This window comes from Lentisalinibacter sediminis, assembly GCF_040706615.1.
GTDB classification, from domain to species: Bacteria; Pseudomonadota; Gammaproteobacteria; order Steroidobacterales; family Woeseiaceae; genus Lentisalinibacter; species Lentisalinibacter sediminis.
Genome location: NZ_JAPDRF010000002.1, coordinates 101,907 through 127,506 on the forward strand (window position 1 = coordinate 101,907; position 25,600 = coordinate 127,506).

Consider the following 25,600-nt stretch of genomic DNA (forward strand, 5'->3'; position numbering starts at 1 on the left):
GCCGGCAATATGGGCGCCGCCCCGGCGGCTGTCAACGCGCGCCCGTCTTCCAATCCGGCCGCCGGAACTGCATGATCCGGCTGTGCGCAAGGTCCGCCTCTATCATCCGGATCTCCTGGCCAGCGGTGACGAGGTCACGGTCGGGGAAGACGACGCCCGCTACCTGACGCGCGTGCTCAGGCTGCCGGTGGGCGCGCCCCTGGTGCTGTTCGACGGCCGCGGCGGCGAGTACGACGCGACCATTCTCGCTGTCGGCCGCCGGGCGGTGACGGTGGCCGTCGGCGAACACCGCCCCGTCGAGCGCGAGTCGCCGCTGGCGGTCACCGTCGCCCAGGGCATCTCCCGGGGCGAGCGCATGGATCTCGTCGTGCAGAAGACCACGGAGCTGGGTACAGCCGCCATCGTGCCCCTGCTGTGCGAGCGCGGCGTCGTACGGCTGGACGACAAGCGTGCCGGCGCACGGCTCGAGCACTGGCAGCGGGTGGCGGCGAGCGCCTGCCGGCAATGCGGGCGCAACCGGCTCCCTGAGATCGCCCCCATCACCGCCCTGGAAGACTGGCTGGCGGCGCCGTCCGTCGGGCTGCGCCTCGTGCTGACGCCGGACGCGGAGGACGGGCTGACCGGCCTTGCGCGCCCCGCGACGCCGGTGATCCTGCTGGTGGGTCCGGAGGGCGGACTCACCGACCGGGAGACGGAGGCGGCGGAGGCGGCCGGTTTCCGACCGGTGGGGCTGGGCCCCAGGATACTGAGGACGGAGACCGCGGCCGTGGCCGGCGTCACGGCCCTGCAGACGCTGTGGGGCGATCTGTAACCGCGAACGCCGAAAGCCGAAAGCCGGAGTTCGCTAGAGTTCCAGTTCCTGCTCCGCCAGGGTCTCCTCGAGCCGCGCCAGATCCGGGATCAGCGGGTACTCGTTGATCATCTTCACCCGGCAGAAAACCGGGGCGTCCTCGGGCCACTCGTCGGCCGGCTCGCCCGGCCGCAGCACCTCCCGGTTGACGCGGACCAGCTGGGGGAAGCCCTGGGTCAGCATGCCGAAATGCCCGGCGCGCAGCCTGCCGGTGACGCCGTGGAAGACGACGATGCGCGTCCTGCCGGAGGCCTGCGGCACCGGTTTGCCCAGCGCGCCCTCGAAGGACACCAGCGGCAGCAGCCGCCCGTTCCAGTTGAAGCCGCCGAGTACCCAGGGCTCGGCCGCGCCGGCCTTCGCCTCCGGCGGCGTGTAGCGCACCACCTCGGCCACGCACGCCCGCGGCACGATCAACCGGTCCTCGGCGAGTGGCACCAGCAGGGAGTACAGTTCCTCGACCACCGCGCTCACAGACCGCTACCGCCCTTTTCCTCCAGCAGCGCATGGATCGCCTCCAGCAGCTGGCTGTCCTGATAGGGCTTGCCGAGATAGTCGTTGACGCCGATTTCGATGGCGCGCGCCCGATGCTTCTCGCTGACCCGGGAGGTGATCATGATGATCGGGATCTCCGCGAAACGCTCGTCGTTGCGCACGTGGGTGGCAAACTCGTAGCCGTCCATGCGCGGCATCTCGATGTCGAGCAGGATGATGTCCGGCCGGTGCTCCTGCATGACGCTGATCGCATCGATGCCGTCCTTCGCCGTGGCCACCCGCATGCCCTGGCGCTGCAGGAACCGCTCCGTGACCCGCCGCACGGTGATGGAATCGTCCACCACCAGCACCAGCGGACGCTCGTCGGCGCTCGGCCGCGTCGCCTCGCGGATCTCCACCAGCGGCGCCGTCGAACGGGCGAGACTGCCCATGTCCAGGATCAGCACGATGCGCCCGTCGCCGAGGATGGTGGCCCCGGAAATGCCGCGAATGCTGGCGAGCTGGGGCCCGACCGACTTCACCACGATCTCCCGGCTGGCCAGCATCTCGTCGGTGAGCAGCGCAATCGATTTCTCGCCGGCGCGAATCAGGATGACCGGCACGGCCGAGTCATCCTCGGGCAGCTCCGAGGGCTTGCCGCCCACGAACATCCCGAGGTGCTGGAAGCGATAGGTCTGCTCGCCGTACTCGAAGGTGGGCTCCGGCTGATTCAGCATGGCGTCCAGTTCGGCGCGGGCCACCCGCGCCACGCCTTCGACCGTGGGCAGCGGCAGGGCGTAGACCTCCTCACCGGCGCGCACGATCAGCGCCTGGGTGATGGCCAGCGTGAAGGGCAGTCGTACCGTGAAATTGGTGCCTTGTCCCGGCATTGAGGTGATGCGCAGCGCACCGCCCAGCTTCTTCACCTCGTTGGCCACCACGTCCATGCCGACGCCGCGTCCGGCGGACTGGGTGAGCTGGTCCGCGGTGCTGAAGCCCGGCTTCAGGATCAGCTCCATGACGGCCTCGTCCGAGGCGTCCGAGTCCGGCGTCAGCAGCCCCTGCTCGGTGGCCTTGCGGCGGATGGCGTCCACGTTCAGGCCCGCTCCGTCGTCGGCCACGTCGATGACCATCTCCGAGCCTTCCCGGTGCAGTCGCACGGTGATGCGCCCCACCGGCGGCTTCCCGGCCGCCTGCCGCGTGTCCGGTGGCTCGATGCCGTGCACGATGGCGTTGCGCAGCATGTGCTCGAACGGCGGCAGCATCTTCTCCAGCACCTGCCGGTCCAGCTCGCCGGAGCCGCCTTCCACCGCCAGCTCCACCCGCTTGCCCGTCTCGCCGGCGATCTGGCGCACCAGGCGTGAGAGCCGCGGCACATGGCGCTGGAACGGCACCATGCGGGTGCGCATCAGGCCGTCCTGCAGCTCCGCCGTCACCCGCGACTGCTGCACCAGCAACGACTCGGTCTCCGTCGCCAGGTTCTGCAGCAGGTCCTTCAGGCTGGCCACGTCGCTGGCCGACTCCGCCAGCGCCCGCGACAGCTGCTGGATGGTGGAGTAGCGGTCGAGCTCCAGCGGATCGAAGTCCTGGGCGCTGCGCTCCTCCTGATGACGGTTCAGGATCTGGGTCTCGGTCTCGAATTCGAGCTTGCGCAGCTGGTCGCGCAGCCGGCTCACCGTCTGCTCCAGCTCCGCCAGGTTGAAATCGATGGAGGTGACCTGCTGGCTCAGCCGGGAATGGTAGATGCTGATCTCGCCGGCGGCGTTCAACAACTCCTCCAGCAGCTCGGCGTCGATGCGGGCGAACTCCTGGCGCTCGGGCGCGGCGGGCGTCGGCGGCGCGGCGCGCTCCGGGGCCGCGGGCGGCGGTGCCGGCGGCTCGGGCGGCTGCGCCACGGGCTGCTCCGCGGCGGCCAACGGCTCTTGCGCCGGTGCCTCAGGCTCGGCCTCGTCCTCGGCCTCGGGCTCGGGCTCCGCTTCGGCTTCCGGCTGCGGCTCAGCTTCCGGCTGAGGTTCGGCTTCGTGCTCCGCTTCGGTCTCGATCGCGGGCCCGGTTTCCGGCTCGGCCTGAGACTCCGGTTCCGCTTCGTAGCCACGCTCCGAGGCGGCCTCCTCGCCGAACACCTCCGCGGCGATCTCCTCGCCGTGCTCGGCGAACCACTCGCCGATGTCCGTCTCGGCCGGCGGGCCGCCCTCCGCCGCCTCGGGCGGCAGACCTTCCTCCCCCTCGCCGCGGGCCGTCACGCCGAACAGGGGCTCGCCCACCGGCGGCTCCGGCAGCTCCAGAGCCGGATACTCGCCGGCTTCGGACGGCTCCTCCGTCGGCGCCTCCGCCTCCGGAACCCGCGTCTCCGGCGCCTCCGCTTCCGGGACCTCCCCGGCAATCTCCTCCGGCGCCTCGGCCTCGGCCGGTGCCTCACGCTCTGCCGGTGCCTCGACTTCTGCCGGTGGCTCGGGTTCTGCCGGGGCTGCCGCGGGCTCTGCGGGAGCTGCCTCGCCGGACGCCAGCGCCTCGATGCGCGCCTCCAGCCCGGCGGCCGGCGCCGCCCGCTGTCCGCCCGTCACCATGTCGCGCATGCGGTGCAGCTCGTCGAGGCTCCGCTGCAGCAGATCGTCCACCGCCTGGGACGGCTGCACGCGGTCGTCGTCGATCGCGATCAGCAGCGTTTCCAGGCCGTGGCTCAGATTGCCCATGGCGGTGATGCCTGCCATGCGCGCCCCGCCCTTGAGCGTATGCAGATGTCGTTTCAGCTCGGTCAGGCTCTCCGCGGGCCGGCCACCGCCGGTCCAGGCCGCCAGCGCCTCGTCGCTGGCCTCCAGGATTTCGCCCGCCTCCTCGGTGAAGATCGCGGCGATCTCCGCGTCGTAGTCGGCCTCCTCGGCCGGCGGTTCCGCGGGCGGCGGCGCGGCGGGCTCCTCGTCAGACGGCTCTGCCGACCCGGCCTCGGCGGCTTCCTCCGTCGGCTCCGGTACGGCCGCTCCGGCCGCCGATTCGGCGGTCGGGCTGCCGGCGAACGTCTCCTGCGCGCCAGCCTCGTATTCCGGACCCAGCACCGGTGTAATGCCGGTGCGCTCGCCGGTCTCATCCGTCTCCGCCTGGCGGCTCTCCACCTGGGCGGTCAGCTCCCGCAGCCGCTCGACGAGGGGCTGATAATCCTCGTCCCGGGCCCCGGGCTGGTTGATCCCGGCAACGATACTCTCGATGGCCTTCACGGCCGCCTCCACCGCCGCGAGGCCGTCGGTATCCATGCCCTGACCCGCGTCGTAGAGCCGGCGCACGTACTGGTTCAGGCTGGCCGTGACGGTCACGCCCCGGTCCACGTCGGCCATGTTCACGCTGCCGTGCAGCGTATGGCAGGCGCGGTGCAGGTTGTCCGGGATCGGATACGGCGGCTCCTCCTCCCGGCAGGCTTCGATGTAGCTCTTGATGGCGCCCAGGTGGGCCGCGGTCTCCTTCGAGAAGATATCGAGCAGCACCGGGTCCATCTCGACCGGCGCGGGCTCCTCCTCCGGCTCGACGGCCGACGCCGTCAGGTTCGGCGCATTGGGATCGCCCTCGGCGAACGCGCTCGCCTGGACCACGAGCTGGCGGGTATCCACGGTCGGCTCGATGCCCGTCTCCAGCTGCTCCACCAGCTCGGGCAGGGCCGCCGCCGCGCGCTGGATGAACTCGACCATCGGCGGCGTGCGAGTCAGCGTACGGTTGATGAGCCGGTTCAGCAGATCCTCGATGTGCCAGCAGAAATCGCCGATGCGCTCGGCACCCACCATCCGGCCGCTGCCCTTCAGCGTGTGGAAGGACCGGCGTACGGTGATCAGCGCCTCCATGTCGTCGGCGTTCTCCGCCCAGCGCGGCAGCTGCTTGCCGATGGAGGCGATCTCCTCCTTGGACTCCTCGATGAACAGCTCCAGCAACTCCGGGTCGAGGTGCTCCGCGTCGTGGGCCACCACCGGGATCTGGATGATCTCGGTGGCGTCTCCGGCGCCGCCCGTCTGCTCCGCCTCGGGGATCGCGCGCAGCCGCTGGCTGGCCACGAGGGTCTCCTCGATCCTGGCCGCGCGGCCCTCCATCTCGTCGAGGATGCCGGACAGCGCGTCCAGGCAGGCCTCGGCATTGTCCAGCATGTACCAGGGGTCCCGGCGGCCCGCCTGCACGGTCTCCATGTAGTACTCGATGCTCACCACCGCATCGGCCAGGCGATCCAGGTGTTCCGGGGCCAGCGCCTGACGGCCGGCCTGCAGCGCCCGGCCGACGAACCGGCCCAGCCGGTCCACCACCTCGGCGGCCCGGCCCTTGTCCAGCATGACCAGCCCGGCCTTCACGCCGCGGATCAGTTTCGGCACGTTGTCGATGGCCATGGGGTCGCCGCTGTCGCTAGTGACCTGGGTGATGGCCTCCTTCACCCGCGCCATGTTCACGGTGCACTCGCGCAGCACCGCTTCGGTGACCTGGCGGTATTCCACCTCCGCGGTATCCTCGGCGGCGCCAGGCTCGCCCACCTCCGCGCCGGCGGGACGGATCAGACGCTTCAGCTTCGCGTCCAGGCTGTCCTCCACCTGCAGCAGCGTCGAGGCGATCTTCAGCAGCATCGTCTCGTCGGCCGCCACGGACTCCGCCACGATGTTACGCAGGCGCTCGATCTCGGCCTGGATGTCGCCCCGCAGATCGCCCAGACCGAGGACGCCCAGTGTGTCGCTGATCTTCTTCAGCATGTCCACCTGGGGGGCGAGGTCGGCGACGTCGTCCATGCCGGTGCGCACGTAGATGTCCAGTACGTCCTTGACCTTGCCGAGGTCTTCCTTGATGGCCTCGCCGACCGTCTCCATCAGCCGGATGCTCGGCGCGGCCAGGCTCTCGCGCGCGTGCACCACCTGCTCGTCGCCGGGCAGCAGCTCGGACAGGTTGAAAGCTCGGCGTATGGCGCTCACCCGCTCGCCTGCGGTGGCGGAACGGGCAATGTAGTAAAGGAGGTTGTTCAGCAGATCGGTCGGCGGGTTCTGCTCGACCGCCTCGGAGCCCTCGTCGATGAGCCGCTTGAGCTGCCGGTCCGCCTGGCCCAGCAGGCGCTTCAGCGAGACGCTGGTCTCGAGACCGCCGTCCGCCAGGGCCTCGAGAACGCCGACCACCACCCACCAAAGCTGGTAGATCTCGTCGCGGTCGGCCGCCTGCTCCAGCGCCAGCGCGATCTGGCGCAGCTTCTTCAGGTGCTGGCCCGGATGCTGGCCCTGGATCCAGCCCAGCAACGCCAGCTGGAACGCCGGCCGCGCCTTGCGGGCCAGCTCCGCGATGTCTTCTTTCGGCGGCGCGGCCCTGTCCGCCACCCCGACCCGCTGGCCCGGGGTCAGGTTCAGCAGCAGCAGCGTGCTCTCCGACATGAGAGGCTTGCCGCGGACCGCGCGCAGATCGTTGAGCAGCGGCAGCAGCACGAGCGCGATGTCCCGTCCACCGCCGAGCAGGCGGTCGAGATAGCTCGGCAGCTGCACCATGGCCCGCGTGATCGCATCCAGCCCGTCCTGTTGGCCCTTCGCGCCCGGGCGCAGATCGGCCAGATAGCGGCAGACCGCCTCCATCTCCTCGGCCAGCAGCGCGCCGCCGTACACCTCCACCATCTTCAGGACGCCAGCCACCTCGTGCAGGCGCCGGCCGGCCCGCAGCAGCGATTCCCGGCTGCCACGGCCCTCCACGGCTTCCTCGAGCGCCACCCGCGCCTGCTTCAGGGTCTCGGTCAGCTCGTCGCTGACGACGTTCAGCGCCTGCGCCGTCTGTGCTGCCGCCTCACTCACCGCCGATGCCGCTCCCTGAGATCACGCCGTCCCTCGATCCTCATCCCTGGCCCGCCGCGCGCTCGGCCGGCCGCGGCCGATCGTCCTCGGGCTCGTCTGCGCTGGCGGCCTCGTCTTCGAGCCGGGAATAGGTGCCGGAAACGAGAACGTCGTCCGCCTCCCCGGCGGGCGCCTCGTCCCGCAGCTCGCCCCCCGGCAGGCGGAACCCGGCCACCGTCTGGCGCAGCTGGCTGGCCAGATCGGAGAGCTTCGAGATCGACGACGTCGTGGCGCTGGTCGCCCGCCCGGTCTGGGCGCTGATGTCGCGCAGCACCTTGGTGCGCCGGGTGACGTCGGTGGCCGCCGTGGCCTGCTCGCGGGCGGAGCTGGAGATGTTCTGCACCAGCGATGCGATCTGGTTGGAGACCTGTTCGATCTCGTCCAGCGCGGCGCCGGCATTTTCGGCCAGCAGCGCGCCGCCGACCACGTCGGTGGTGCTGCGCTCCATGGAGACGACCGCTTCGTTGGTATCGCTCTGGATAGTGCGCACCAGCACCTCGATCTGCTTGGTGGCATTGGTGGAACGCTCGGCGAGGCGCTGCACCTCGTCCGCCACCACGGCGAAGCCGCGGCCGGCCTCGCCGGCCATCGATGCCTGGATGGAGGCGTTCAGCGCCAGGATGTTGGTCTGCTCGGCGATGTCGTTGATCAGCTCCACGATATTGCCGATCTCCTGGGAACTCTCGCCGAGGCGCTTGATGCGCTTGGAGGTCTCCTGGATGGTCTCGCGGATCGTGTTCATGCCGTCGATCGTGCGGCGCACCGCCTCGCCGCCCTTGTGGGCGACGTCGACCGAGTGCCGCGCCACGTCGGCCGAACGCTCGGCGTTGCCCGAAACCTCCTCGATGGAGGCTGCCATCGCCGCGATGGATTCCGTGGCGGCGCTGATCTCCTGGGACTCCTTCTGCGCGGCCCGGCTCATGTGGGTGGCTGTGCTCTCGGTCTGCTTGGCCGCCGAGTCCACCATGATGGCCGTCTCGTTGATGGTGGTCACCAGGTCGCGCAGCGCCTCGATGGCATAGTTGATGGAGTCCGCGATCGCGCCCGTGATGTCCTCGGTCACCGTGGCCTCCACGGTGAGATCGCCGTCGGCGAGGCTGCCCAGTTCGTCCAGCAGCCGCAGGATGGCCTGCTGATTACGCTCGTTCTGGTCGGCCTGCAGGATGGCCGAGCTGGCCAGGCGGGAGGCGCGGATGGAGGAGACCAGCAGCGCGACCCCCAGGATCACGGCGAGGCCGAGCAGCGCGAACAGCGCGGGCGGCTGCCAGCCGCCGGCACCGGCGGCAGCCGGGCCCAGGGCGAGCCAGGCGACCACGCCCGCCGCCACCAGGGTCACCGGCAGCGCCACGGCCAGGAATACGAACGTCCGTGATCCAGTTGTTGTCTGTGCCATACCAGCTCAATCCGTGTTTCTAATTGCCTGCCATAGGCCCGCCAGTCGCGGGTCAGTCCGCGGCGGCCTGCAGGAACTGTGGGCTCTCCACCAGCAGGTGAAGGCCGAATACGGGCCAGGACTCCGACCCCCGACTGAACGACCCGGTCAGGTACTGCTCGCAGCGCAGGATGGTCGGCGACCAGTCCTGCGAGAACTCGTTCGTCATGAAGCGGCGGAACCCCACCACCTCGTCCACGAGCAGGCCGGCCGGCATCTCGCGATGATGCACGCTGATGAGCCGCGCCGTGCGGCCCGTGCCCGTGCGCCCGCCGCCCAGGAACATCTTCAGGTCGATGAGCGGCAGCAGGTGGCCGCGAACGTTGGCGAGACCCAGCACCCAGCGCTTCGCTCCCGGCACGCGGGTCACCGCGTCCGGCACCATCAGCACCTCGCGCACCTCATCACGGGCGGCGACGAAATTCTCGCTGCCGATGCGAAAGCCCACCCCGACCCATTCCTCCGCGCTGCCGGTCGTCGCCGACTGCCCGGCCAGGGCCGCGCGGCTGCGCCGTTCGAGCTCCTTCAGCAGCTCGAACGGCTGATCGCGGAGCGCTTCGAGTGTCTGCGCTTCCGCCATGTCAGCCGGCCAGCACCGCGTTGATCTTCGCGACCAGTTCCTTTTCCGAGACCGGCTTCACCAGATAGTCGGCGGCGCCCTGACGGATGCCCCAGATCTTGTCGGTCTCCTGATCCTTGGTGGTGACCATGATGACCGGGATGTCGGCGGTCTCCGGGCTGCGGGTCATGCGGCGGGTGGCCTGGAAGCCGTTCATGCCGGGCATCACCACGTCCATCAGCACCACGTCGGGACGCTCGGCGCGCGCCTTCTCCAGTCCGTCTTCGCCGTCGGTCGCCAGCAGCGTCTCGAACCCGTTCTTCTCCAGCATCTTCTGGAACACGTGCAGCTCCGTCGGCGAATCATCAACGATCAGTACCGTCGGCATATCGGTTCTCCTGTCGCGGGCGGCGCATCAGCCCTGCATCTGGCTCGCGATAGCCCCCAGCAATTCGTCCTTCGTGAACGGCTTGGTCAGATAGCGCTCCGAGCCCACGATACGCCCCCTGGCACGGTCGAACAGCCCGTCCTTGCTGGAGAGCATGATCACCGGCGTGTCCCGGAACGCCTTGTTGTGCTTTATCAGTGAACAGGTCTGGTACCCGTCCAGCCGCGGCATCATGATATCGACGAAAATGATGTCCGGCTGGTGGTCCGCGATCTTCGACAACGCATCGAAGCCGTCCACCGCCGTGAATACATCGCAACCCTCCTTGCTGAGCAGCGTCTCCGCCGTCCGCCGGATGGTCTTGCTGTCGTCGATGACCAGTATCTTCAGGCCCTTGAGGTCGGCCGACCGCTCGCCCGTTTCTGGATTCGCCACCTGAGAAATCTCCCTGCACCCCGCATCGCGTTCTAACACGCCGGCCACCCACCAGGTGTGGAACAGCGCACATTCTGTCCCTGACGCAACCCGGGCACTTTTAACATATTGTTTTGACTGCTGCCACGCGGCAGCGCACGGAACGGCACAGCCCCTGCTCCGGTGTCTCGTATCGTCTTCTGACGGGGCCCCGATCCGGGCCCGGCGCGCCCCTCAGCGCTCGGACCGGTCTCCTCCGAAACGGAACCGGAACAGCTCGACCTTGCCGACGCGCTGCAGCGGATCGTCCATGCGGAACAGGTCCGGCTCCCGCGTGGCCTCTTCCGGGTCGTACAAGGGCAGGAACTCGAAGTCGACCTCGCCCACCTTCGCCCGCTCCAGTTCCTCGCGCTCGCGGCGGAGCCGGTCGCCCATGTCGGGCAGCCGCCACTCGTCCTGGCGCCCGTAGACGATGATCTCCTCGATCACGTCCTCGTCGGCACGGGGGGCCGGCTCGAAGGGCGCGGCACCGGGACCGGGCCCGGCGTCGGGCTCCTCGCCCGCGGGCACCTGGGCGTAACCGGGCGCGGCCAGCAGGGCGAGGGCTGCCGCGAACGGCCAGAAACGGAGGTCAGTCCTCAAGCCGCTCTCTCCAGCGCAGGCTGCGGAACCAGTAGGACTCGGTGGACGGCAGCCAGGTGTCGGCCTGCCGCGCCGTGATCCAGGCGTTCAGGAAGTACACCAGGTCCGCATTGCCGCGCGCCACGGCGAACGCTGAACGGGTGGTGAGCAACGGCTTGGCGAGCGGTGTGTCGATGCGCTCCGGATTCTCCAGCGCCAGGAACTGGGGCCCCGGGTAGCTCTCCAGGTAGCCGTCGATGCGGCCGGCCAGCAGCGCCCCGGATGCCTTGTCGTCCTGATCGTAGACCTTGATTTTCGCTTCCCCGAACACCCGTCGCGCCAGGTCTTCGGCCACGGTGCCCTTCACCACGCCGATGCGGTAACGGGGGTCGTTCAGGTCTTCCAGCCGGGCAACGTCCGCCGTCTTCGCCGTATTGGTCGCCAGCGTGATGCCGCTCTCGTGATAAGCATCGCTGAACCAGACCCGCAGCGCCCGCGCCGGCGTCACGGACATGCCTGCCGCGATGATGTCGATCTCGTCCGCCTCCAGCGCGTCGACCAGGTCCTTCCACGGATAGACCTTCAGCTCCGGTTCAACGCCCATATCGGCCGCCAGCTTGCGGGCGATGTCGGCCTCGAAGCCGATCAGCTGCCCCTCGCCGGCGCGGATGGCCCACGGCGTGAACAGCGAAGTACCCACCCGCAGTACGCCGGCCTCCCTTATCTCGTCCAGGCTGCGCGCGGCGGCGGGACCGGCCGAGAGCAACAGGGCGAGGACGGCAACGAGCAATGCGGTGATTCGGAGCTTGGAGATCATGGAGTCAGTGCCTGTGGGAGGATTTCGTCCGATGTTAATGGCAGGCGGTGACACCCGCAATCGGGAACACACGCAGCCCGATGCAGACGTCAGCGGGCATCGTCGCCGCGTCATGCAGGCGGTATAGTTCGCCCGCGAGACCTGCAGGAGCGGATATGAACGCCGGAAAGACAAGGCTGGGCGTCGTGATGGATCCCATCGCTGGCATCACCCCGAAGAAGGATTCCAGCCTCGCGATGCTGCTCGAGGCCCGGGCGCGGGGTTACGAGATCAGCTACATGGAACAGGGCGGGCTGTGGCTCGACTGCGGCACCGCCTGGGGCGAGATGCAGCCGCTGGAAGTCGCCGACGACCCCGAGCGCTGGTACGAGCTGGGCGAGCCGAGCCGCCGCCCGCTGGCCGAACTGGACGTCATCCTCATGCGCAAGGACCCGCCCTTCGACATGGAGTACGTCTACACCACCTACCTCCTCGGCCGCGCCCGCGAAGCCGGCTGCCTGGTGATGAACAGTCCGGACGCGTTGCGGGACATGAACGAGAAGGTCTACACCGCCTGGTTCCCGGAGTTCGTGCCGCGCACCGTGATCACACGCTCCATGGACACGATGCGCACCTTCCTCGACGAGGTGGAGCGCATGGTCGTCAAACCGCTGGACGGCATGGGCGGGCGTTCCATCTTCTCGGTGCGCAAGGGCGAGCCGAATACCAACGTCATTCTGGAGACGCTGACCGGCCACGGCCACCGCTACGCCATGGCCCAGCAGTTCATCCCCGAGATCACCGAGGGCGACAAGCGGGTGATTATCGTCGACGGCGAACCGGTGCCATATGTGCTCGCCCGCATCCCCACCGAGGCCGACGGTCGCGGCAATCTGGTGATGGGTGCGAAGGGCGTGGGCCGCGAACTGAGCGAGCGCGACCGGGAGATCGCGACGACGGTGGGTGCGGTGCTGAAGCGCGAGGGCGTCCTGTTCGCGGGGCTGGACGTGATCGGCGATTACCTCACCGAGATCAACGTCACCAGCCCCACGGGCATCCGCGAGCTGGACCGCGAGTACGGCATCAACATTGCCGGACTGCTGTTCGACGCCATCGAAAAGCGCCTGGCCTGAGCGCCCGCCACGCGGTGACCGCCGTCTCATTACGCGGCGGGCGGGAACGGTTAGAATGGCGCCAGGCCGGACGGCCGGGTCGCAGAGATCCGTCGCAGGGACCGGTCCGACGGAGCGGGCAGGGGTAACCGGGGCAGGAGCCACGTGGCAGAAACCAGGCCGAGTTTGACGAGGGAGATGCTTCCCGCCGTGCCGGCGACGCCGGACCGGCTGCCGCCCATGCTCTTCCTGGCGGCGCTGTTCCATGCGGTGGTGATTCTGGGTGTCACCTTCGAGGCCGTGCCTCTCGGCAGCAACGAAGCGACGACACTCGAGGTAACGATCGTCGCGGACTCGAACCAGCACGTCGAGCCCAGCGACGATGCGGACTACCTGGCCCAGGCGAACCAGCGCGGCGGCGGCAACACCACCGAGCAGGTGCGCCCCGGCGCCCGGCCCCGCTCTGCCGAGGCCCGGCCGTTCCCGGAGGAGATCCCGGGCGAGACACCCGTGGAGTCGGCGCCGGGCGAGACGGACCCGCGCACGACCGTCGTCTCACGCTCGGCCTCGGACCGCCGCGATTTCGCGCCCGAGGACACGAGCCCTGCCCCGAGCACGGAGCAGACCACGGTGCAGGCGGCACCGGCGAGTGATCCCCGCAGCCTGCCACTGCCGGTGGAGGAGCAGGCAAACCTTCTCATCCACGACGACGATCCGCGCCATCTGGTGATCAGCGCCGATACCCGGGAATCCCGCATCGCCGGCTACCTGGACCGCTGGAAACGCAAGGTGGAGCGCGTCGGCACCCTGAACTTCCCGGAGCAGGCACGCACGCGCGGGATGCAGGGCAGTCCGGTGCTCGAAGTGGCGATCGACGCCGACGGCGAGCTCACCGACATTGTCGTGCGGCGTTCCTCGGGGCACGGGCTGCTCGATCAGGCGGCGCTGAACATCCTGCGTCGTGCCGCGCCATTCGATCCGTTCCCGGAGGATCTGCGCGAGGATTACGACGAGCTGCGCTTCGCCTACCAGTGGCAGTTCAACCAGGACGGCGCCCGCCCGAGAATAGCCACGCGCAGGTAGGAGGGCCTTCAGGCCCGACCACCCCTCCAACCCCGGTCGCCCCCCCGGCCGCGCTTGTCGATCCCCGCCCGAATGTCGATACTGACGCGCATGAGCGAGCCCAATTACGTCAATCAGCTGCTGATCGCCATGCCCGGCATGCAGGACCCGAATTTCGAGACCACGGTCACCCTGATCTGCGAGCACACGGACGAGGGCGCTCTCGGCATCGTCATCAACCGGCCGCTGGACCTGAGGCTCGGCGACGTGCTCGCCCAGCTCGAACTCACGGCGCAGGACGAGGAGATCGGTGATACCCGGGTGCTGGCCGGCGGACCCGTGGGGCACGAGCGCGGCTTCGTGCTGCATGCCGGCGAGCAGGAATGGGAGGCGACGCTGGAGGTGTCCGACGACATTCGCGTGACCTTCTCACGGGACATCCTCGCCGCCATCGCTGCGGGCATCGGCCCGACCCGTTCGCTGGTGGCCCTCGGCTACGCGGGCTGGGACGCGGGCCAGCTGGAGTCCGAGATGATGGCCAACGCCTGGCTCAACGTTACGGCCACCCCGGACATCGTCTTCGAGGTCCCGTTCGATCAGCGCTGGCAGGCGGCGGCCCGGCAGCTGGGCATCGACATCACACGTCTGGCCAGCGATGCCGGACACGCCTGACAGCGCCGGCGCGGCGGACGACGCCGAGACCGTCGAGACTGCCGAACCGGCCGAGACCGTCCTGGCCTTCGACTTCGGGCTGCGGCGCATCGGCGTGGCCGTGGGCCAGGCCGTCACCCGCAGCGCGACGGCACTGACCACCCTGGCCGCCGTCGGCGGCGAGCCCGACGAGGGTGTGCTGGCCAGGCTCATCGGCGACTGGCAGCCGGACCGTCTGCTGCTCGGCATGCCGCTGTCCCCGGGTGAGACCTCCGTGCTCGAGGAGCCGCTGAAGCGGTTCCGGCAGCGGCTCGAAGGCTTCGGCATCCCGGTGGAACTGGTGGACGAGCAGTTCTCCTCCGCAGAGGCCCAGTCACGCCTGACCGGCGAACGGCGCAGCGGTGCGCGCCGCCGGCGCGTCAGCAAGGCGGATATCGACAGCCTGTCCGCCCGGATTATTGCCGAACAATGGCTGGCCCGCCGGTGAGCGGGCCGGCGCCTGCCCGCGAGGTGGTAGAATCCGCGGCGCGATGAACACCGAGAGCGAAACCGCCGCCACGACGCAGGGCACGCGCGACGATCACCGCGACCGCGCCCACCGGGGCACCCTCTTCGTGGAGGATGCCGAGGTGCTGGAGGTGCGGCACTATCCGGGCGAGCAGTTCATCATGCGCCTGCGCTCGCCGAAGTGCGCCGCCCATGCCCTTCCCGGCAGCTTCGCCCACGTCACCTGCGACGAGTCCCTGCCGATGCGCCGGCCGCTCTCCATCATGCGCGCGGACGCCACGGAGGGCTGGATCGAATTCCTCTACAAGATCGTCGGCGACGGCCTGCGCCTGCTGAGCCGGCGTCGACCCGGCGACCGCGTCAGCGTGCTCGGCCCCATCGGCCGCCCTTTCCATCCGGACCCGGTCCGCCCGCGCGCGCTGCTCGTCGGCGGCGGCGTCGGCATACCGCCGATGGTCTTCCTCGCAGAGGCGCTGAAGGCGGACCGCGCGCACGACTGGGAGCCGCTGGTGCTGATGGGCTCGGAGATACCGTTCCCCTTCGAACTGGCTCGGGCAACCGCGGACGTACCCGGCATCGCGGCGGACGTCTGCTCCGTCATGCCCCTGCTGGAAGACCGCGGCGTGCCGTCACGGCTCGCGAGCGGCTCGGGCTTCGAGGGTTGCTACCGGGGTTTCGTGACCGAACTCGCCGGCGAATGGCTGGAGAGCCTGGACGAGTCGGCACTGGCCGGGGTGGAGATGTTCGCCTGCGGACCGACGCCGATGCTCGCGGCCGCGGCCCGCGTCGCCCGCCGCTACGGCATCCCCTGCCAGGTCTCGCTGGAGGAGTACATGGCCTGCGCCGTCGGCGGCTGCGCCGGCTGCGCCGTGCGGGTGGAGACAGCGGAGGGGCCGGCGATGAAGCGCGTGTGCGTGGACGGCCCGGTCTTCGACGCCAACGCCGTCTTCCCCGCGTAACTGTGTAGGAGGGCCTTCAGGCCCGATCCGCCTTTCTCTTGGTGTTGGCCCGACATCGGCTGGGTAAGGGTGGCGGGGACGCTCGGTCGGACGTCCTGTCCTCCTTCGCTTCGGCCAGACCTCCTTCCCGCCGTCATGGCTCCAGTCGGCCCGGACGACCCCGCCACCCTTACCCACCCGCTGACCGGCCCGTAGCCGATAGGCCGGGCACCAGTCAGCAGGCGTTGCTGTTGGGCAGCGCCTTCACGCCACCGCGAGGCGGCCGTCATGCGGGGGCATCCATCTTGCTCCCGACAAAAGGTCACGGCGATGGATACCCCCGCCGGACGGCCATGAAAGAAAGGCAATCAGCCGAAGTTGATCTTCGCTTCCAGGTTGCTGCGGGAATCCGCGTTGGCGAGCGCCTCTTCCAGCGTGATGCGCCCGTCCCGGTAGAGCTTCAGCAGCGCCTCGTCGTAAGTCTGCATGCCCCGCTCGTTGGAGTCCTTTACGGCCTCCTTCACCGCGGAGATGTCGCCCTTCATGATCAGTTCCGCGATGTGCGGCGAGTTCAGCATCACCTCCACGGCTGCCACGCGCTTGCCCTCCCGGTCGCGCACCAGGCGCTGGGAGATGATGGCGCGCAGGTAGTGGGAGAGATCCATGAACACCTGGTTGTGCTGCTCCATCGGGAACATGTTGATGATGCGGTCGAGCGTCTCCGGTGCGTTGTTCGAGTGCAGCGTGGCGATGGCCAGCTGCCCGGTGCCGGCGAGGTCGAGCGCCGCCTGCATCGATTCCCGGTCACGGATCTCGCCGATCAGCACCACGTCGGGTGCCGCCCGCATGGCGCTCTTCAGGGCGCGGGCGTAGGAGATGGTGTCCATGCCCACTTCCCGCTGATTGACGATGGACTTCTTGTTGGGGTGGAGGAACTCGATCGGGTCCTCGATGGTGATGATGTGTGACGAGGTGTTCTCGTTGCGGTGATTCACCATGGCCGCCAGCGTCGTCGACTTGCCGCTGCCGGTGGCGCCCACCATGAGGATCAGGCCGCGCTTCAGCATGACCAGATCCTCCAGGACGTCCGGCAGCTCGAGCTGCTCGAAGGTCGGCAGATCGGCCGTGATGAAGCGCAGCACCATGCCGACGTTGCCCCGCTGCTGGAACACGTTGACGCGAAAGCGCCCCACACCGGGCTCGGAAAGGGCGAAATCGATCTCCATCTCGCGGGAGAAGACCTCGAGCTGCTCCTCGTTCATCAGCTCCAGAGCGGCCTGCTTCACCATCTTCGGCGTCAGCTCGAGCTTGTTCACCGGTCGGATCTTGCCCTCGATCTTGATCTTGACCGGCGCATAGGAAGTGAAGAAGAGGTCCGAGGCCCTCTTCTCCGCCATCAGCTTGAACAGCGGTTTGACGTTCATGGGTTAGCGCCCGTTGACACTGACCGGTGCAGGGACACCGTCAGAAGTGCTTGGCGGTGTCCTCCTCCATGATGCGCAGGCTGGTCGACTGCTGGTCCGCCAGCGCCGTCTCGCGCTTGCTCTCCAGCTTGATCTTCAGCCGCAGCTCGTTGCGCGAATCCGCGTTGCGCATGGCCTCCTCGTAGGAGATGTGCCCTTCCTCGTACAGGGCGAACAGCGCCTGGTCGAAGGTCTGCATGCCGAGCCGCGTGGATTTGCCCATGATCTCCTTGATCTGCGCCACCTCGCCCTTGAAGATCAGGTCCGCGATCAGCGGCGAACTCAGCATGATCTCCATGGCCGCGATGCGACCCACCCCGCTCTCGCGCGGGATCAGCCGCTGGGAGATGAGTGCCTTCACGTTCAGCGACAGATCCATCAGCAGCTGGGACCGGCGCTCTTCCGGGAAGAAGTTGATGATGCGGTCCAGCGCCTGGTTGGCGCTGTTCGCGTGCAGGGTCGCCAGACACAGGTGGCCGGTCTCGGCGAACTGGATGCCGTATTCCATCGTCTCCCGGTCGCGGATCTCGCCGATCAGGATGACGTCCGGCGCCTGGCGCAGCGTGTTCTTGAGTGCCATGTGCCAGCTCTCGGTGTCGACGCCGACCTCGCGCTGGGTGACCACGGAGCCCCGGTGGGGATGCACGAACTCCACCGGATCCTCGATGGTGATGATGTGGCCGCGGGAGTGCTCGTTGCGGTGGCCGATCATGGTCGCGAGCGTGGTCGACTTACCCGACCCGGTACCGCCGACGACGATCACCAGACCGCGCTTGTTCATCACCACGTCCTTCAGGATGGGCGGCAGCTCCATCTCGTCGAAGGTAGGGATCTTGGTGGTGATCGTACGCATCACCGCGCCCACGTGCCCCTGCTGCACGAATGCGCTGACACGGAAGCGGCCGATGCCCTGGGGGTTGATGGCGAAGTTGCACTCCTTGGTGGCGTCGAACTCCTTGGCCTGCTTGTCGTTCATGATGGAGCGCACGATGATCGACGTCTGCTCCGCGGACAACGGCTGCTCCGTCGCCCGATGCACCTCGCCGTCGATCTTGATCGCCGGCGGGAAGCCCGTGGTGATGAAGAGATCCGAACCCTTCTTCTCCACCAGCTTCTTCAGAAGATTCTGCGTCAGTCGTACTGCCTGTTCCCGATCCATATCCGCCCCCGGGCCGCGTCAGAGCACTGCGGCCTAGAAATTCTCCTTGTTGACCGCCTTGAAGCGGGCCTCTTCCTTGGTGATCTGGCCCTTCTGCATGAGCTCGGCCAGGTTCTGATCCAGTGTGTGCATGCCGGCACCCTGCCCGGTCTGGATGGCCGAGTACATCTGCGCCACCTTGCCCTCGCGGATGAGGTTACGGATGGCCGGCGTGCCGATCATGATCTCGTGGGCTGCCACGCGGCCGCCGCCGATCTTCTTCAGCAGTGTCTGGGAGATCACCGCCTTCAGCGACTCCGACAGCATCGCACGCACCATCTCTTTCTCCGCGGCCGGGAACACGTCGACGACACGGTCGATGGTCTTGGCAGCGGAACTCGTATGCAGCGTGCCGAACACCAGGTGGCCGGTTTCGGCCGCGGTCAGCGCGAGACGGATGGTCTCCAGGTCGCGCAGTTCGCCCACCAGTATCACGTCCGGGTCCTCGCGCAGCGCGGAACGCAGCGCCTCCGAGAAGCCGAGCGTGTCGCGATGCACCTCGCGCTGGTTGATGAGCGACTTCTTGCTCTCGTGCACGAACTCGATCGGGTCCTCGATGGTGAGGATGTGATCGGGCTTGTTGTCGTTGATGTAATCCACCATCGCGGCAAGCGTCGTCGACTTACCCGAACCGGTCGGGCCCGTCACCAGGCAGATGCCGCGGGGCTGCATCGCGATGTCCTTGAAGATCGCCGGCGCACCCAGGTCGTCCAGCGTCAGGATCTCCGAGGGAATGATCCGGAATACGGCGCCGGACCCACGCATCTGGTTGTAGGCGTTGACACGGAAGCGGGCGAGCTTCGGGATCTCGAAGGAGAAGTCGGTCTCGAAGTACTCCTCGTAAGCCTTACGCTGCTTGTCATTCATGATGTCGTACACCATGCTGTTGACTTCCTTGTGCGTAAGGGCGGGCATATTGATCCGCTTGATGTCGCCATCGACCCGGATCATGGGCGGGACGCCTGCCGACAGGTGCAGGTCGGAGGCCTTGTTCTTCACCGTGAACGACAGGAGCTGCGCGATATCGACGGCCATGCGTATCCCTTGCTTGCAGGTGTCCAGACACCCGGATTTACCATAAATCCGGATGGGCTAGTATAGCGGAGCAATCGGAAATTAACGTGATTGGAGTCACGGAAAACCTCCGGAAAATCAATGAATCCATCGCTTCCATCGCCCGTTCGGCAGGTCGCGATCCGGCCGCGGTGACGCTGGTGGCGGTATCCAAGCGTCAACCGCCGGGACGGGTGCGCGAGGCGGTGGCGGCCGGGCAGCGCCATTTCGGCGAAAACACGCTGCAGGGGGCGCTCGCGCACATGGAGGCCCTCGGCGACACGGATCTGGTCTGGCATTTCATCGGTGCCGTCCAGTCCAACAAGACCCGGCCGATCGCCGAGCGATTCGACTGGGTGCACACGATCGAACGGGAGAAAATCGCCCGGCGCCTGAGCGAGGCACGTCCGCAGGAGGCGCCGCCGCTGGACGTCTGTATCCAGGTCAACGTCGACGACGAGGCGTCGAAGAGCGGCTGCGCGCCGGAGGAGGCGGGGCCGCTGGCGGACCTGGTGGGCGAACTGCCCCGCCTGCGGCTGCGCGGGCTGATGTGCATACCGGCGCCGGCCGAGGGGCTGGCGGCCCAGCGCCGGCCATTCGCCCGGCTGCGCGGCATACTCGAGGAGCTGAACGCCCGCGGACATCGGCTGGATACGCTGTCCATGGGCATGTCCGCCGATCTCGAGGCGGCCATACTGGAGGGGGCGACGCTGGTCCGGGTGGGCACCGACGTATTCGGGCCGCGCCCGGCGGACGGCTGACGAGGTCACTATGAGCGAACCGGTCATCGGCTTCATCGGCGGCGGCAACATGGCCACCGCCATCATCCGCGGCCTGCTGGCCAGGGGTGTGGAAGCTGAACGTATCGCGGTCGCCGACCCCAGCGCGGAGCGGCGCAACGCGCTGGCGGCGCTGCTGCCCGGCGGACGGGTGAGCGCGGACAACAGCGACGTGGCCGCCGCGGCGGACGTGCTCGTGCTGGCGGTGAAGCCGCAGATGATGGCCGACGTGCTGCCACCGCTGGCCGCGACCGTGCAGGCCTCGGCGCCGCTGGTCGTCTCGATTGCGGCGGGTATACGCAGCGCCGATATCGACGACTGGCTCGGCGGCGGACTCGCCGTTGTGCGCTGCATGCCGAATCAGCCGGCGCTGGTCGGCGAGGGCATGACCGTGCTCTATGCCAACCGACGTGCCCGGCCCGGCCGGGACCGCGCCGAGGCCGTGCTGTCGGCCGCCGGTCCGACGCTCTGGGTGGACGAGGAATCGATGATCGATGCCGCAACGGCGATCTCCGGCAGCGGCCCCGCCTATTTCTTCTACCTGCTGGAGGCGCTCATCGCCACGGCCACCGAATTCGGCTTCACGCCGGAGCAGGCACGCCGCCTGGCGGTGCAGACGGCGAAGGGCGCCGCCGCCACGGCAGAGAGCGAGGCCGACGAGCCGGCCGTGCTGCGCGAGCGCGTTACATCGCCGGGCGGGACCACGGCGGCTGCGTTCGCCGTCCTCGAGGAGGCAGACGTTCGTGCTATCTTTAGGCGCGCCATTCATGCCGCGCGGCAACGGGCCGGCGAGCTCGCCGGAGATGCCGCGACGGACTGAGTCCCGCCGGACGCGACCGCATGGAGTGAGAGCTTGGACGACGCGCTGATCTTCCTGTTCCGGACCCTGGCCGACCTGTTCCTGATCGTGCTGCTGCTGCGACTGTTCATGCAGCTGTTCCGGGCGGACTTCCGCAACCCCGTCTCGCAGGCGATCGTGCGCATCACCTCGCCGTTCATCGTCCCGCTGCGGCGGGTGCTGCCGCCCATGGGCAAGATCGACACGGCCACGCTGCTGGTCATCCTGCTGTTCGAGCTCGTGTTCGTCGCCGCCATGGCCTACGCACTCAACATGAGCCCCCACGGCTTCGGGCTGCTGTACTACGCGATACTGCGCACGGTCATGGTGGCACTGCGCTTCTTCTTCTTCGCCATCATCGTCTACGTGATACTGAGCTGGGTGGCACCCGGCACCTACAACCCGGTCACGAGCCTGCTCAGCCAGCTGGTCAACCCCATACTGGATCCCGCCCGACGCATCATCCCCACCATCGGCGGGCTGGATCTCTCGCCGTTGCTGGTCGCAATCCTGCTGCAGGCCGCCAGCATTGCGGTCGGCGGCGGCCTGCCCGGCGTACTGCACTGACGGCGACGGCCGAGAGGGCCGGACGGTCGGCGCGCGACCCGGCAGCCGGGCGTTCGGGTCGGGGGAAGCGGATGGTTTATAGTAGGGCTCTCATGGAAAGGCACGGGGAGACCGCTATGAGGCCGACGAAAACCATACTGCTTGCGCTGGCGGCTGTGCTGTCCTCCGCCTGCGGCGATAGCGGGCAGCCGGAGCGCAACGTGCCCGAGGCGATGCCGTCGAGCGAGACGTCCGCCGAGGTCGGCGATTACATCGTGCACTACAACGCGATGACCACCGATCAGCTCACGCCGACGGTCGCCCAGAGCACGGGTATCGTCCGTTCCAAGAACCGGGCGATGCTGAACGTGAGCTTCGTGGAGAAGGCGACGGGCAACACGGTGGAGGGCGGCGTCGAGGTATCGGCGGCGAACCTCACCGGGCAGACGAAGAACATCACGATGCGCCGCGTGCGTGACGGTGAAGCGACCTACTACATCGGCGAGGTGCCGGTAGCGCATCGGGAGACACTGGTCTTCAACATCGAGGCGAGGCCGCCCGGCGCCACTCAGCCGACCATGCTGAAGTTTCGCCGCCAGTTCTTCACGGATTGACGAAACACCGAAAAAAACCCTGCGAAATGCACTTCACCACCTGTCACGACAGGGCGAGTTGTGGTAAGTTGCCGCGCTTTATCGAGCCGGGCTTGCCCGGGTTTTGCGTTCCATCCAGGAGTTGATACATGGCAGCAAAGAAAAAGGCCGCTACCACGGCCAAGAAGGCACCGACCAAGTCGGAGATCTACAGACACATCGCGGAAGACACCGGACTCACCCGCAAGGACGTCGCCGCGGTCTTCGACTCACTGACCGGCCTTATGAAGAAGAACCTCGGCGGCCGTGGCGCCCCCGGGACGTTCACGCTGCCCGGCCTGGCCAAGATGACCGTCAAGAAGAAGCCTGCCGTCAAGGCGCGCAAGGGCATCAACCCGTTCACGGGCGAGGAGATGATGTTCAAGGCCAAGCCGGCCAGCAAGACGGTGAAGGTCACGGCCCTGAAAGGTCTGAAAGACATGGTCTGAGTCACGTCCGCGTGACAGGGATCGGAAAAGCCGGGCAGCCGCCCGGCTTTTTTATGCCTCGTCGGGGCGGGCCATCAGTTTGCGCCGTATGACCTCGGAACGCGGCACGTAGAGCAGCTCGCCGATCTTGTGCACCATCGCGTCCTCGTACTTGTCGAGCCGCCCGTCGGCGAAGGCGACGGCCCACAGCCTGCCCATCAGCTCCGACTTCTGCTGTTCGTCGAGCCGCTCGTGCAGCGTGCGGGTGAACTCGAACAGCGACACAGAATGCTCGACCCGCTCGCTGGCCTCCTCGCGCAGCAGCGCCGCTTCCTCTTCGGTGAGCTCGTAATGGCGGCGCAGCAGCTCCTCGAGGGCCAGCGCCTCCTCCGCGTCGAAATCGAAATCGGCGCGGGCCACCTCGACCAGCAGCGCTGCGGCCGCGAGGCGTATGGCGTGCTCCTCGTCCTGCGCCGAGGCACCCTCCTCCGAACCGTCCAGTAATGATTCGAGTTTTCGCGCCAGCGCATCGAGCATGATCAGTCCGCGTCCTTCCCCTCGCCGTGGAGCAGCTCGCCGAGCCGCTCACGCAGCAGGGTGAGTTTACCGTGGAAAAAATGGTCGACCTCCGGCAGCAGCAGGAGTTCCGGGCCCGGCGCAAGCTCGTTGACCCAGTCGACGACGCCGTCGGCATCCACGAGTTCGTCCTCCTCGCCCTGGGCGATGATCCACGGACACTCTGGCTGACGCTCGGTGGCCACCGGCAGCCGACCGACGGGCGGCGCCACGGTGATCAGCCGCGCCGGTGTCCGTCGGGCGGCGGCATGGAGCGCCACCGCCGCGCCGAACGAGAACCCCGCGAGCCATGCTTCGCCACCGAAACGCCGCGCGGCCCAGTCCATTACCGCCAGCGCATCGTCCACCTCGCCGATCCCCTCGTCGTAACTGCCCTCGCTGGCCCCGACGCCGCGGAAGTTGAAGCGGACCGCCGCCAGACCCTGCTCGTTGAACACGCGGCACAGCGTGTGCACGACCTTGTTCTTCATGCTGCCGCCGTGCCGGGGATGGGGATGGCACGCGACGCCGTAACCGGCGGGCTCGCCTGCCGGCGGCAGCTCGAGCTCCGCCTCGAGATCCCCGGCGGGACCCGGGATCATCACCTCTTCACGCCGGGGCAGCTTGCGCATCCGCGCCCTCTTCGGCAGCGGCCTTCTTCGGTTTGCCCGGCGCGAAGTAGACGATGGTATCGCCGGGCTTGGGTTCCAGCTCGTGCTGCACGGAGAAGAGATCCACGTCGCCGTCCGAATCCAGCAGGATGACCTGCATCGCGTCCTCGGGCCGTTCGCTCAGGAAGTCGCTGTAGCTGTAGTTTTCCGAGAGCTTCGTCTTGTAGAAGGCCCAGCCCCGCACATAGAGCCGCCAGAGCCGTTCGAACACCGCATCCTTGTCGAATGCCACGTTGCCCCGGCGCGGCCGCGCGATCGACTTGGGATCGTCCTCGGTCTCCGCCCCCATCGGCAGCTGGAAGACGTGGCGCTGGCCCACCTCCGGCGCAATCTGGGTGCAAACCAGCGCGTTGTAGGCATCATTGCTGGTGGCCGCCAGCACCGTGCGCACGTGCGCGAGTTCCACCGACTCCTCGGCGAACTCCGAGAGGATGTCGCCGTAGAAGACGGGCACGCCGGCCAGCCGGGCCGCGCGCAGATTGTGCCAGGAGGAATCCGCCACCAGCACGTTCACCTTCAGTCCCTGCAGCGTGCGTGCCAGTTCGATGGTCCAGGGCGAGGCACCGACGATCACCACACTGTCACGATGGCGCGACGACAGCCCGAGCCGTGTCGATAGCCAGTTCAGCGACAGACCGTGGGCAAAGACGGTGGCGAATATCACGGCAAACACCAGCGGCAGAAGCACGTCGGCGTCATAGCCGGCGTCGACCAGCCGCGGCCCCATGACACCGGCGGTGGCGGCGGCGACGATACCCCGCGGCGCGATCCAGGAGAGCAGCAGGCGCTCGCGGAATTCCATATTCGCGCCGATCGTAGCCAGCATGATGGCCGCGGGCCTGGCGATCACCATGATGGCCGCGATCAAGGCGGCGCCTCGCCAGCCGATCGAGGTGAGGGACTCGACGTTCAGATCGGCGGTGAGCAGTACGAACACCACCGACACGAGCATGATGGTGATGTACTCCTTGAACCGCTTCATGTCGCCGATGCCCGGCAGGTTCATGTTCGCAACCACAATACCCATGATGGTGACCGCCAGCAGTCCCGCCTCGTGCTGCATCAGGTTGGACGCCTCGTATACGACGAGCACGAGGCCCAGCATCACCGGGCTCTTCAGATATTCCGGCACCATCCCCGCGCGGAACGCCCGCCCGGTGAGCCAGCCGCCGATGCCGCCGAACACGAGCCCGGAGGTGATGGCGAGGCCGACGCCCTGCATTACCTCCGCCAGCCCCGAGCCCTCGCCGCTGAAGACGAAGAACTGGAACACCAGCACCGCCAGCAACGCGCCGATGGGATCGTTGACGATGCCTTCCCACTTCAGATACGAGGCCGTGCGCCGGTTCAGTGCGCTCTGGCGCAGCAGCGGCATGATCACCGTCGGCCCGGTCACCACCATGATGGCGCCGAACACGAGCGACACCGCCCAGTCCAGGCCGCCGATGTAGTGGGCGCACAGGGTGGCCGCCGCCCAGCCGAACGGCGCCCCCAGATAGACCAGCCGCTGGACGCCACGGGCCGCCTCCTTCAGCTCGGCCAGCCTGAGGCTGAGGCCGCCCTCGAACAGGATGATGGCAACGCAGAGACTGATGACCGGGCGCAGCAGATCGCCGAGTTCCTCGCTGGGATTGATCCAGCCGAGCGCGGGGCCGACGATCAGCCCGGACCCGGCCAGCAACACGATGGCCGGCAGACGCAGGCGCCACGCCACCCACTGCGCTGCAACGCCCAGCGCGACGACGCCGACAATGACGAGGACGATCTGATCTTCAGGCATCGGGGATGCTCGACAGGAACAAGCCGCGTACGGT

The 25,600-nt window shown here is 68.1% G+C and carries 24 protein-coding genes and 1 pseudogene; 11 read left to right on the top strand and 14 right to left on the bottom strand.

What is annotated here, in order from left to right; all coding sequences use genetic code 11:
• Positions 1 to 82: 82 nt before the first annotated feature.
• Positions 83 to 811, top strand: coding sequence for a 16S rRNA (uracil(1498)-N(3))-methyltransferase (locus ACJMKX_RS03350; RefSeq protein ID WP_405221008.1), 729 nt, complete (start codon positions 83 to 85; stop codon positions 809 to 811).
• A gap of 33 nt (positions 812 to 844) precedes the next feature.
• On the opposite strand, the gene ACJMKX_RS03355 is transcribed toward ACJMKX_RS03350, so the two are convergent.
• The 8 genes and pseudogenes from ACJMKX_RS03355 to ACJMKX_RS03390 form a co-directional block, all read right to left on the bottom strand.
• Positions 845 to 1,321 carry a chemotaxis protein CheW gene (locus ACJMKX_RS03355; protein ID WP_405221011.1) on the bottom strand — a complete coding sequence of 159 codons (477 nt, stop codon included), beginning with the start codon at positions 1,319 to 1,321 and terminating at the stop codon, positions 845 to 847.
• Positions 1,318 to 7,104: an Hpt domain-containing protein gene (locus tag ACJMKX_RS03360; RefSeq protein WP_405221014.1), complete on the bottom strand. Its 5,787-nt coding sequence runs from the start codon at positions 7,102 to 7,104 to the stop codon at positions 1,318 to 1,320. Before ACJMKX_RS03360 ends, ACJMKX_RS03355 begins: the two co-directional genes overlap by 4 nt.
• A gap of 40 nt (positions 7,105 to 7,144) precedes the next feature.
• Positions 7,145 to 8,395, bottom strand: a pseudogene (locus ACJMKX_RS03365) (methyl-accepting chemotaxis protein); the annotation flags it as partial.
• Between the two features lie 193 nt (positions 8,396 to 8,588).
• Positions 8,589 to 9,155: a chemotaxis protein CheW gene (locus tag ACJMKX_RS03370; protein ID WP_405221017.1), complete on the bottom strand. Its 567-nt coding sequence runs from the start codon at positions 9,153 to 9,155 to the stop codon at positions 8,589 to 8,591.
• 1 nt (position 9,156) lies between these two features.
• On the bottom strand, positions 9,157 to 9,522 hold the full coding sequence (locus ACJMKX_RS03375) for a response regulator transcription factor (RefSeq protein WP_405221019.1): 366 nt from the start codon (positions 9,520 to 9,522) through the stop codon (positions 9,157 to 9,159).
• Positions 9,523 to 9,549: 27 nt separating this feature from the next.
• Positions 9,550 to 9,957 carry a response regulator gene (locus ACJMKX_RS03380; RefSeq protein WP_405221022.1) on the bottom strand — a complete coding sequence of 136 codons (408 nt, stop codon included), beginning with the start codon at positions 9,955 to 9,957 and terminating at the stop codon, positions 9,550 to 9,552.
• 213 nt (positions 9,958 to 10,170) lie between these two features.
• Positions 10,171 to 10,578: a hypothetical protein gene (locus tag ACJMKX_RS03385; protein WP_405221025.1), complete on the bottom strand. Its 408-nt coding sequence runs from the start codon at positions 10,576 to 10,578 to the stop codon at positions 10,171 to 10,173.
• Positions 10,568 to 11,374, bottom strand: a complete 807-nt coding sequence (locus tag ACJMKX_RS03390; RefSeq protein ID WP_405221028.1) for a transporter substrate-binding domain-containing protein — start codon at positions 11,372 to 11,374, stop codon at positions 10,568 to 10,570. The genes ACJMKX_RS03385 and ACJMKX_RS03390 overlap by 11 nt, the downstream gene beginning before the upstream one ends.
• A 155-nt stretch (positions 11,375 to 11,529) precedes the next feature.
• Here ACJMKX_RS03390 and gshB point away from each other — a divergent pair, with 155 nt between their 5' ends.
• From gshB to ACJMKX_RS03415, 5 genes are all read left to right on the top strand, one after another.
• Complete coding sequence (gshB, locus tag ACJMKX_RS03395) at positions 11,530 to 12,486, top strand: glutathione synthase (RefSeq protein ID WP_405221031.1); 957 nt, start codon at positions 11,530 to 11,532, stop codon at positions 12,484 to 12,486.
• Between the two features lie 189 nt (positions 12,487 to 12,675).
• Positions 12,676 to 13,548, top strand: a complete 873-nt coding sequence (locus ACJMKX_RS03400; RefSeq protein ID WP_405221033.1) for an energy transducer TonB — start codon at positions 12,676 to 12,678, stop codon at positions 13,546 to 13,548.
• Positions 13,549 to 13,638: 90 nt separating this feature from the next.
• Positions 13,639 to 14,199, top strand: coding sequence for a YqgE/AlgH family protein (locus ACJMKX_RS03405; RefSeq protein WP_405221036.1), 561 nt, complete (start codon positions 13,639 to 13,641; stop codon positions 14,197 to 14,199).
• Positions 14,183 to 14,665, top strand: coding sequence for a Holliday junction resolvase RuvX (ruvX, locus tag ACJMKX_RS03410; RefSeq protein ID WP_405221039.1), 483 nt, complete (start codon positions 14,183 to 14,185; stop codon positions 14,663 to 14,665). The genes ACJMKX_RS03405 and ruvX overlap by 17 nt, the downstream gene beginning before the upstream one ends.
• A gap of 43 nt (positions 14,666 to 14,708) precedes the next feature.
• Complete coding sequence (locus tag ACJMKX_RS03415) at positions 14,709 to 15,644, top strand: dihydroorotate dehydrogenase electron transfer subunit (RefSeq protein WP_405221042.1); 936 nt, start codon at positions 14,709 to 14,711, stop codon at positions 15,642 to 15,644.
• Between the two features lie 347 nt (positions 15,645 to 15,991).
• On the opposite strand, the gene ACJMKX_RS03420 is transcribed toward ACJMKX_RS03415, so the two are convergent.
• The 3 genes from ACJMKX_RS03420 to ACJMKX_RS03430 are packed head-to-tail and all read right to left on the bottom strand — an operon-like array spanning position 15,992 to position 19,319.
• Entirely contained in the window at positions 15,992 to 17,047 is a 1,056-nt protein-coding gene (locus ACJMKX_RS03420; RefSeq protein ID WP_405221045.1) for a PilT/PilU family type 4a pilus ATPase, read from the bottom strand.
• A gap of 40 nt (positions 17,048 to 17,087) precedes the next feature.
• Positions 17,088 to 18,245 (bottom strand): PilT/PilU family type 4a pilus ATPase, encoded by a 1,158-nt coding sequence (locus ACJMKX_RS03425; RefSeq protein WP_405221048.1) that lies wholly within the window; start codon positions 18,243 to 18,245, stop codon positions 17,088 to 17,090.
• Positions 18,246 to 18,278: 33 nt separating this feature from the next.
• Entirely contained in the window at positions 18,279 to 19,319 is a 1,041-nt protein-coding gene (locus ACJMKX_RS03430) for a type IV pilus twitching motility protein PilT (protein WP_405221051.1), read from the bottom strand.
• 86 nt (positions 19,320 to 19,405) lie between these two features.
• On the opposite strand from ACJMKX_RS03430, the gene ACJMKX_RS03435 reads away from it, so the two are divergent.
• The 5 genes from ACJMKX_RS03435 (at position 19,406) to ACJMKX_RS03455 (ending at position 22,581) form a co-directional block, all read left to right on the top strand.
• Positions 19,406 to 20,098, top strand: a complete 693-nt coding sequence (locus tag ACJMKX_RS03435) for a YggS family pyridoxal phosphate-dependent enzyme (RefSeq protein ID WP_405221054.1) — start codon at positions 19,406 to 19,408, stop codon at positions 20,096 to 20,098.
• Between the two features lie 10 nt (positions 20,099 to 20,108).
• Positions 20,109 to 20,936: a pyrroline-5-carboxylate reductase gene (gene proC, locus ACJMKX_RS03440; protein ID WP_405221056.1), complete on the top strand. Its 828-nt coding sequence runs from the start codon at positions 20,109 to 20,111 to the stop codon at positions 20,934 to 20,936.
• A gap of 33 nt (positions 20,937 to 20,969) precedes the next feature.
• Positions 20,970 to 21,521 (top strand): YggT family protein, encoded by a 552-nt coding sequence (locus tag ACJMKX_RS03445; protein WP_405221059.1) that lies wholly within the window; start codon positions 20,970 to 20,972, stop codon positions 21,519 to 21,521.
• Between the two features lie 116 nt (positions 21,522 to 21,637).
• Entirely contained in the window at positions 21,638 to 22,114 is a 477-nt protein-coding gene (locus ACJMKX_RS03450; protein WP_405221062.1) for a DUF4426 domain-containing protein, read from the top strand.
• Positions 22,115 to 22,242: 128 nt separating this feature from the next.
• Complete coding sequence (locus tag ACJMKX_RS03455; protein ID WP_405221065.1) at positions 22,243 to 22,581, top strand: HU family DNA-binding protein; 339 nt, start codon at positions 22,243 to 22,245, stop codon at positions 22,579 to 22,581.
• 51 nt (positions 22,582 to 22,632) lie between these two features.
• On the opposite strand, the gene ACJMKX_RS03460 is transcribed toward ACJMKX_RS03455, so the two are convergent.
• The 3 genes from ACJMKX_RS03460 to ACJMKX_RS03470 are packed head-to-tail and all read right to left on the bottom strand — an operon-like array spanning position 22,633 to position 25,566.
• On the bottom strand, positions 22,633 to 23,097 hold the full coding sequence (locus ACJMKX_RS03460) for a tellurite resistance TerB family protein (protein ID WP_405221068.1): 465 nt from the start codon (positions 23,095 to 23,097) through the stop codon (positions 22,633 to 22,635).
• Positions 23,098 to 23,099: 2 nt separating this feature from the next.
• On the bottom strand, positions 23,100 to 23,747 hold the full coding sequence (locus ACJMKX_RS03465) for an alpha/beta hydrolase (protein ID WP_405221071.1): 648 nt from the start codon (positions 23,745 to 23,747) through the stop codon (positions 23,100 to 23,102).
• Positions 23,725 to 25,566, bottom strand: a complete 1,842-nt coding sequence (locus ACJMKX_RS03470) for a cation:proton antiporter (protein WP_405221074.1) — start codon at positions 25,564 to 25,566, stop codon at positions 23,725 to 23,727. Before ACJMKX_RS03470 ends, ACJMKX_RS03465 begins: the two co-directional genes overlap by 23 nt.
• Positions 25,567 to 25,600: the final 34 nt, after the last annotated feature.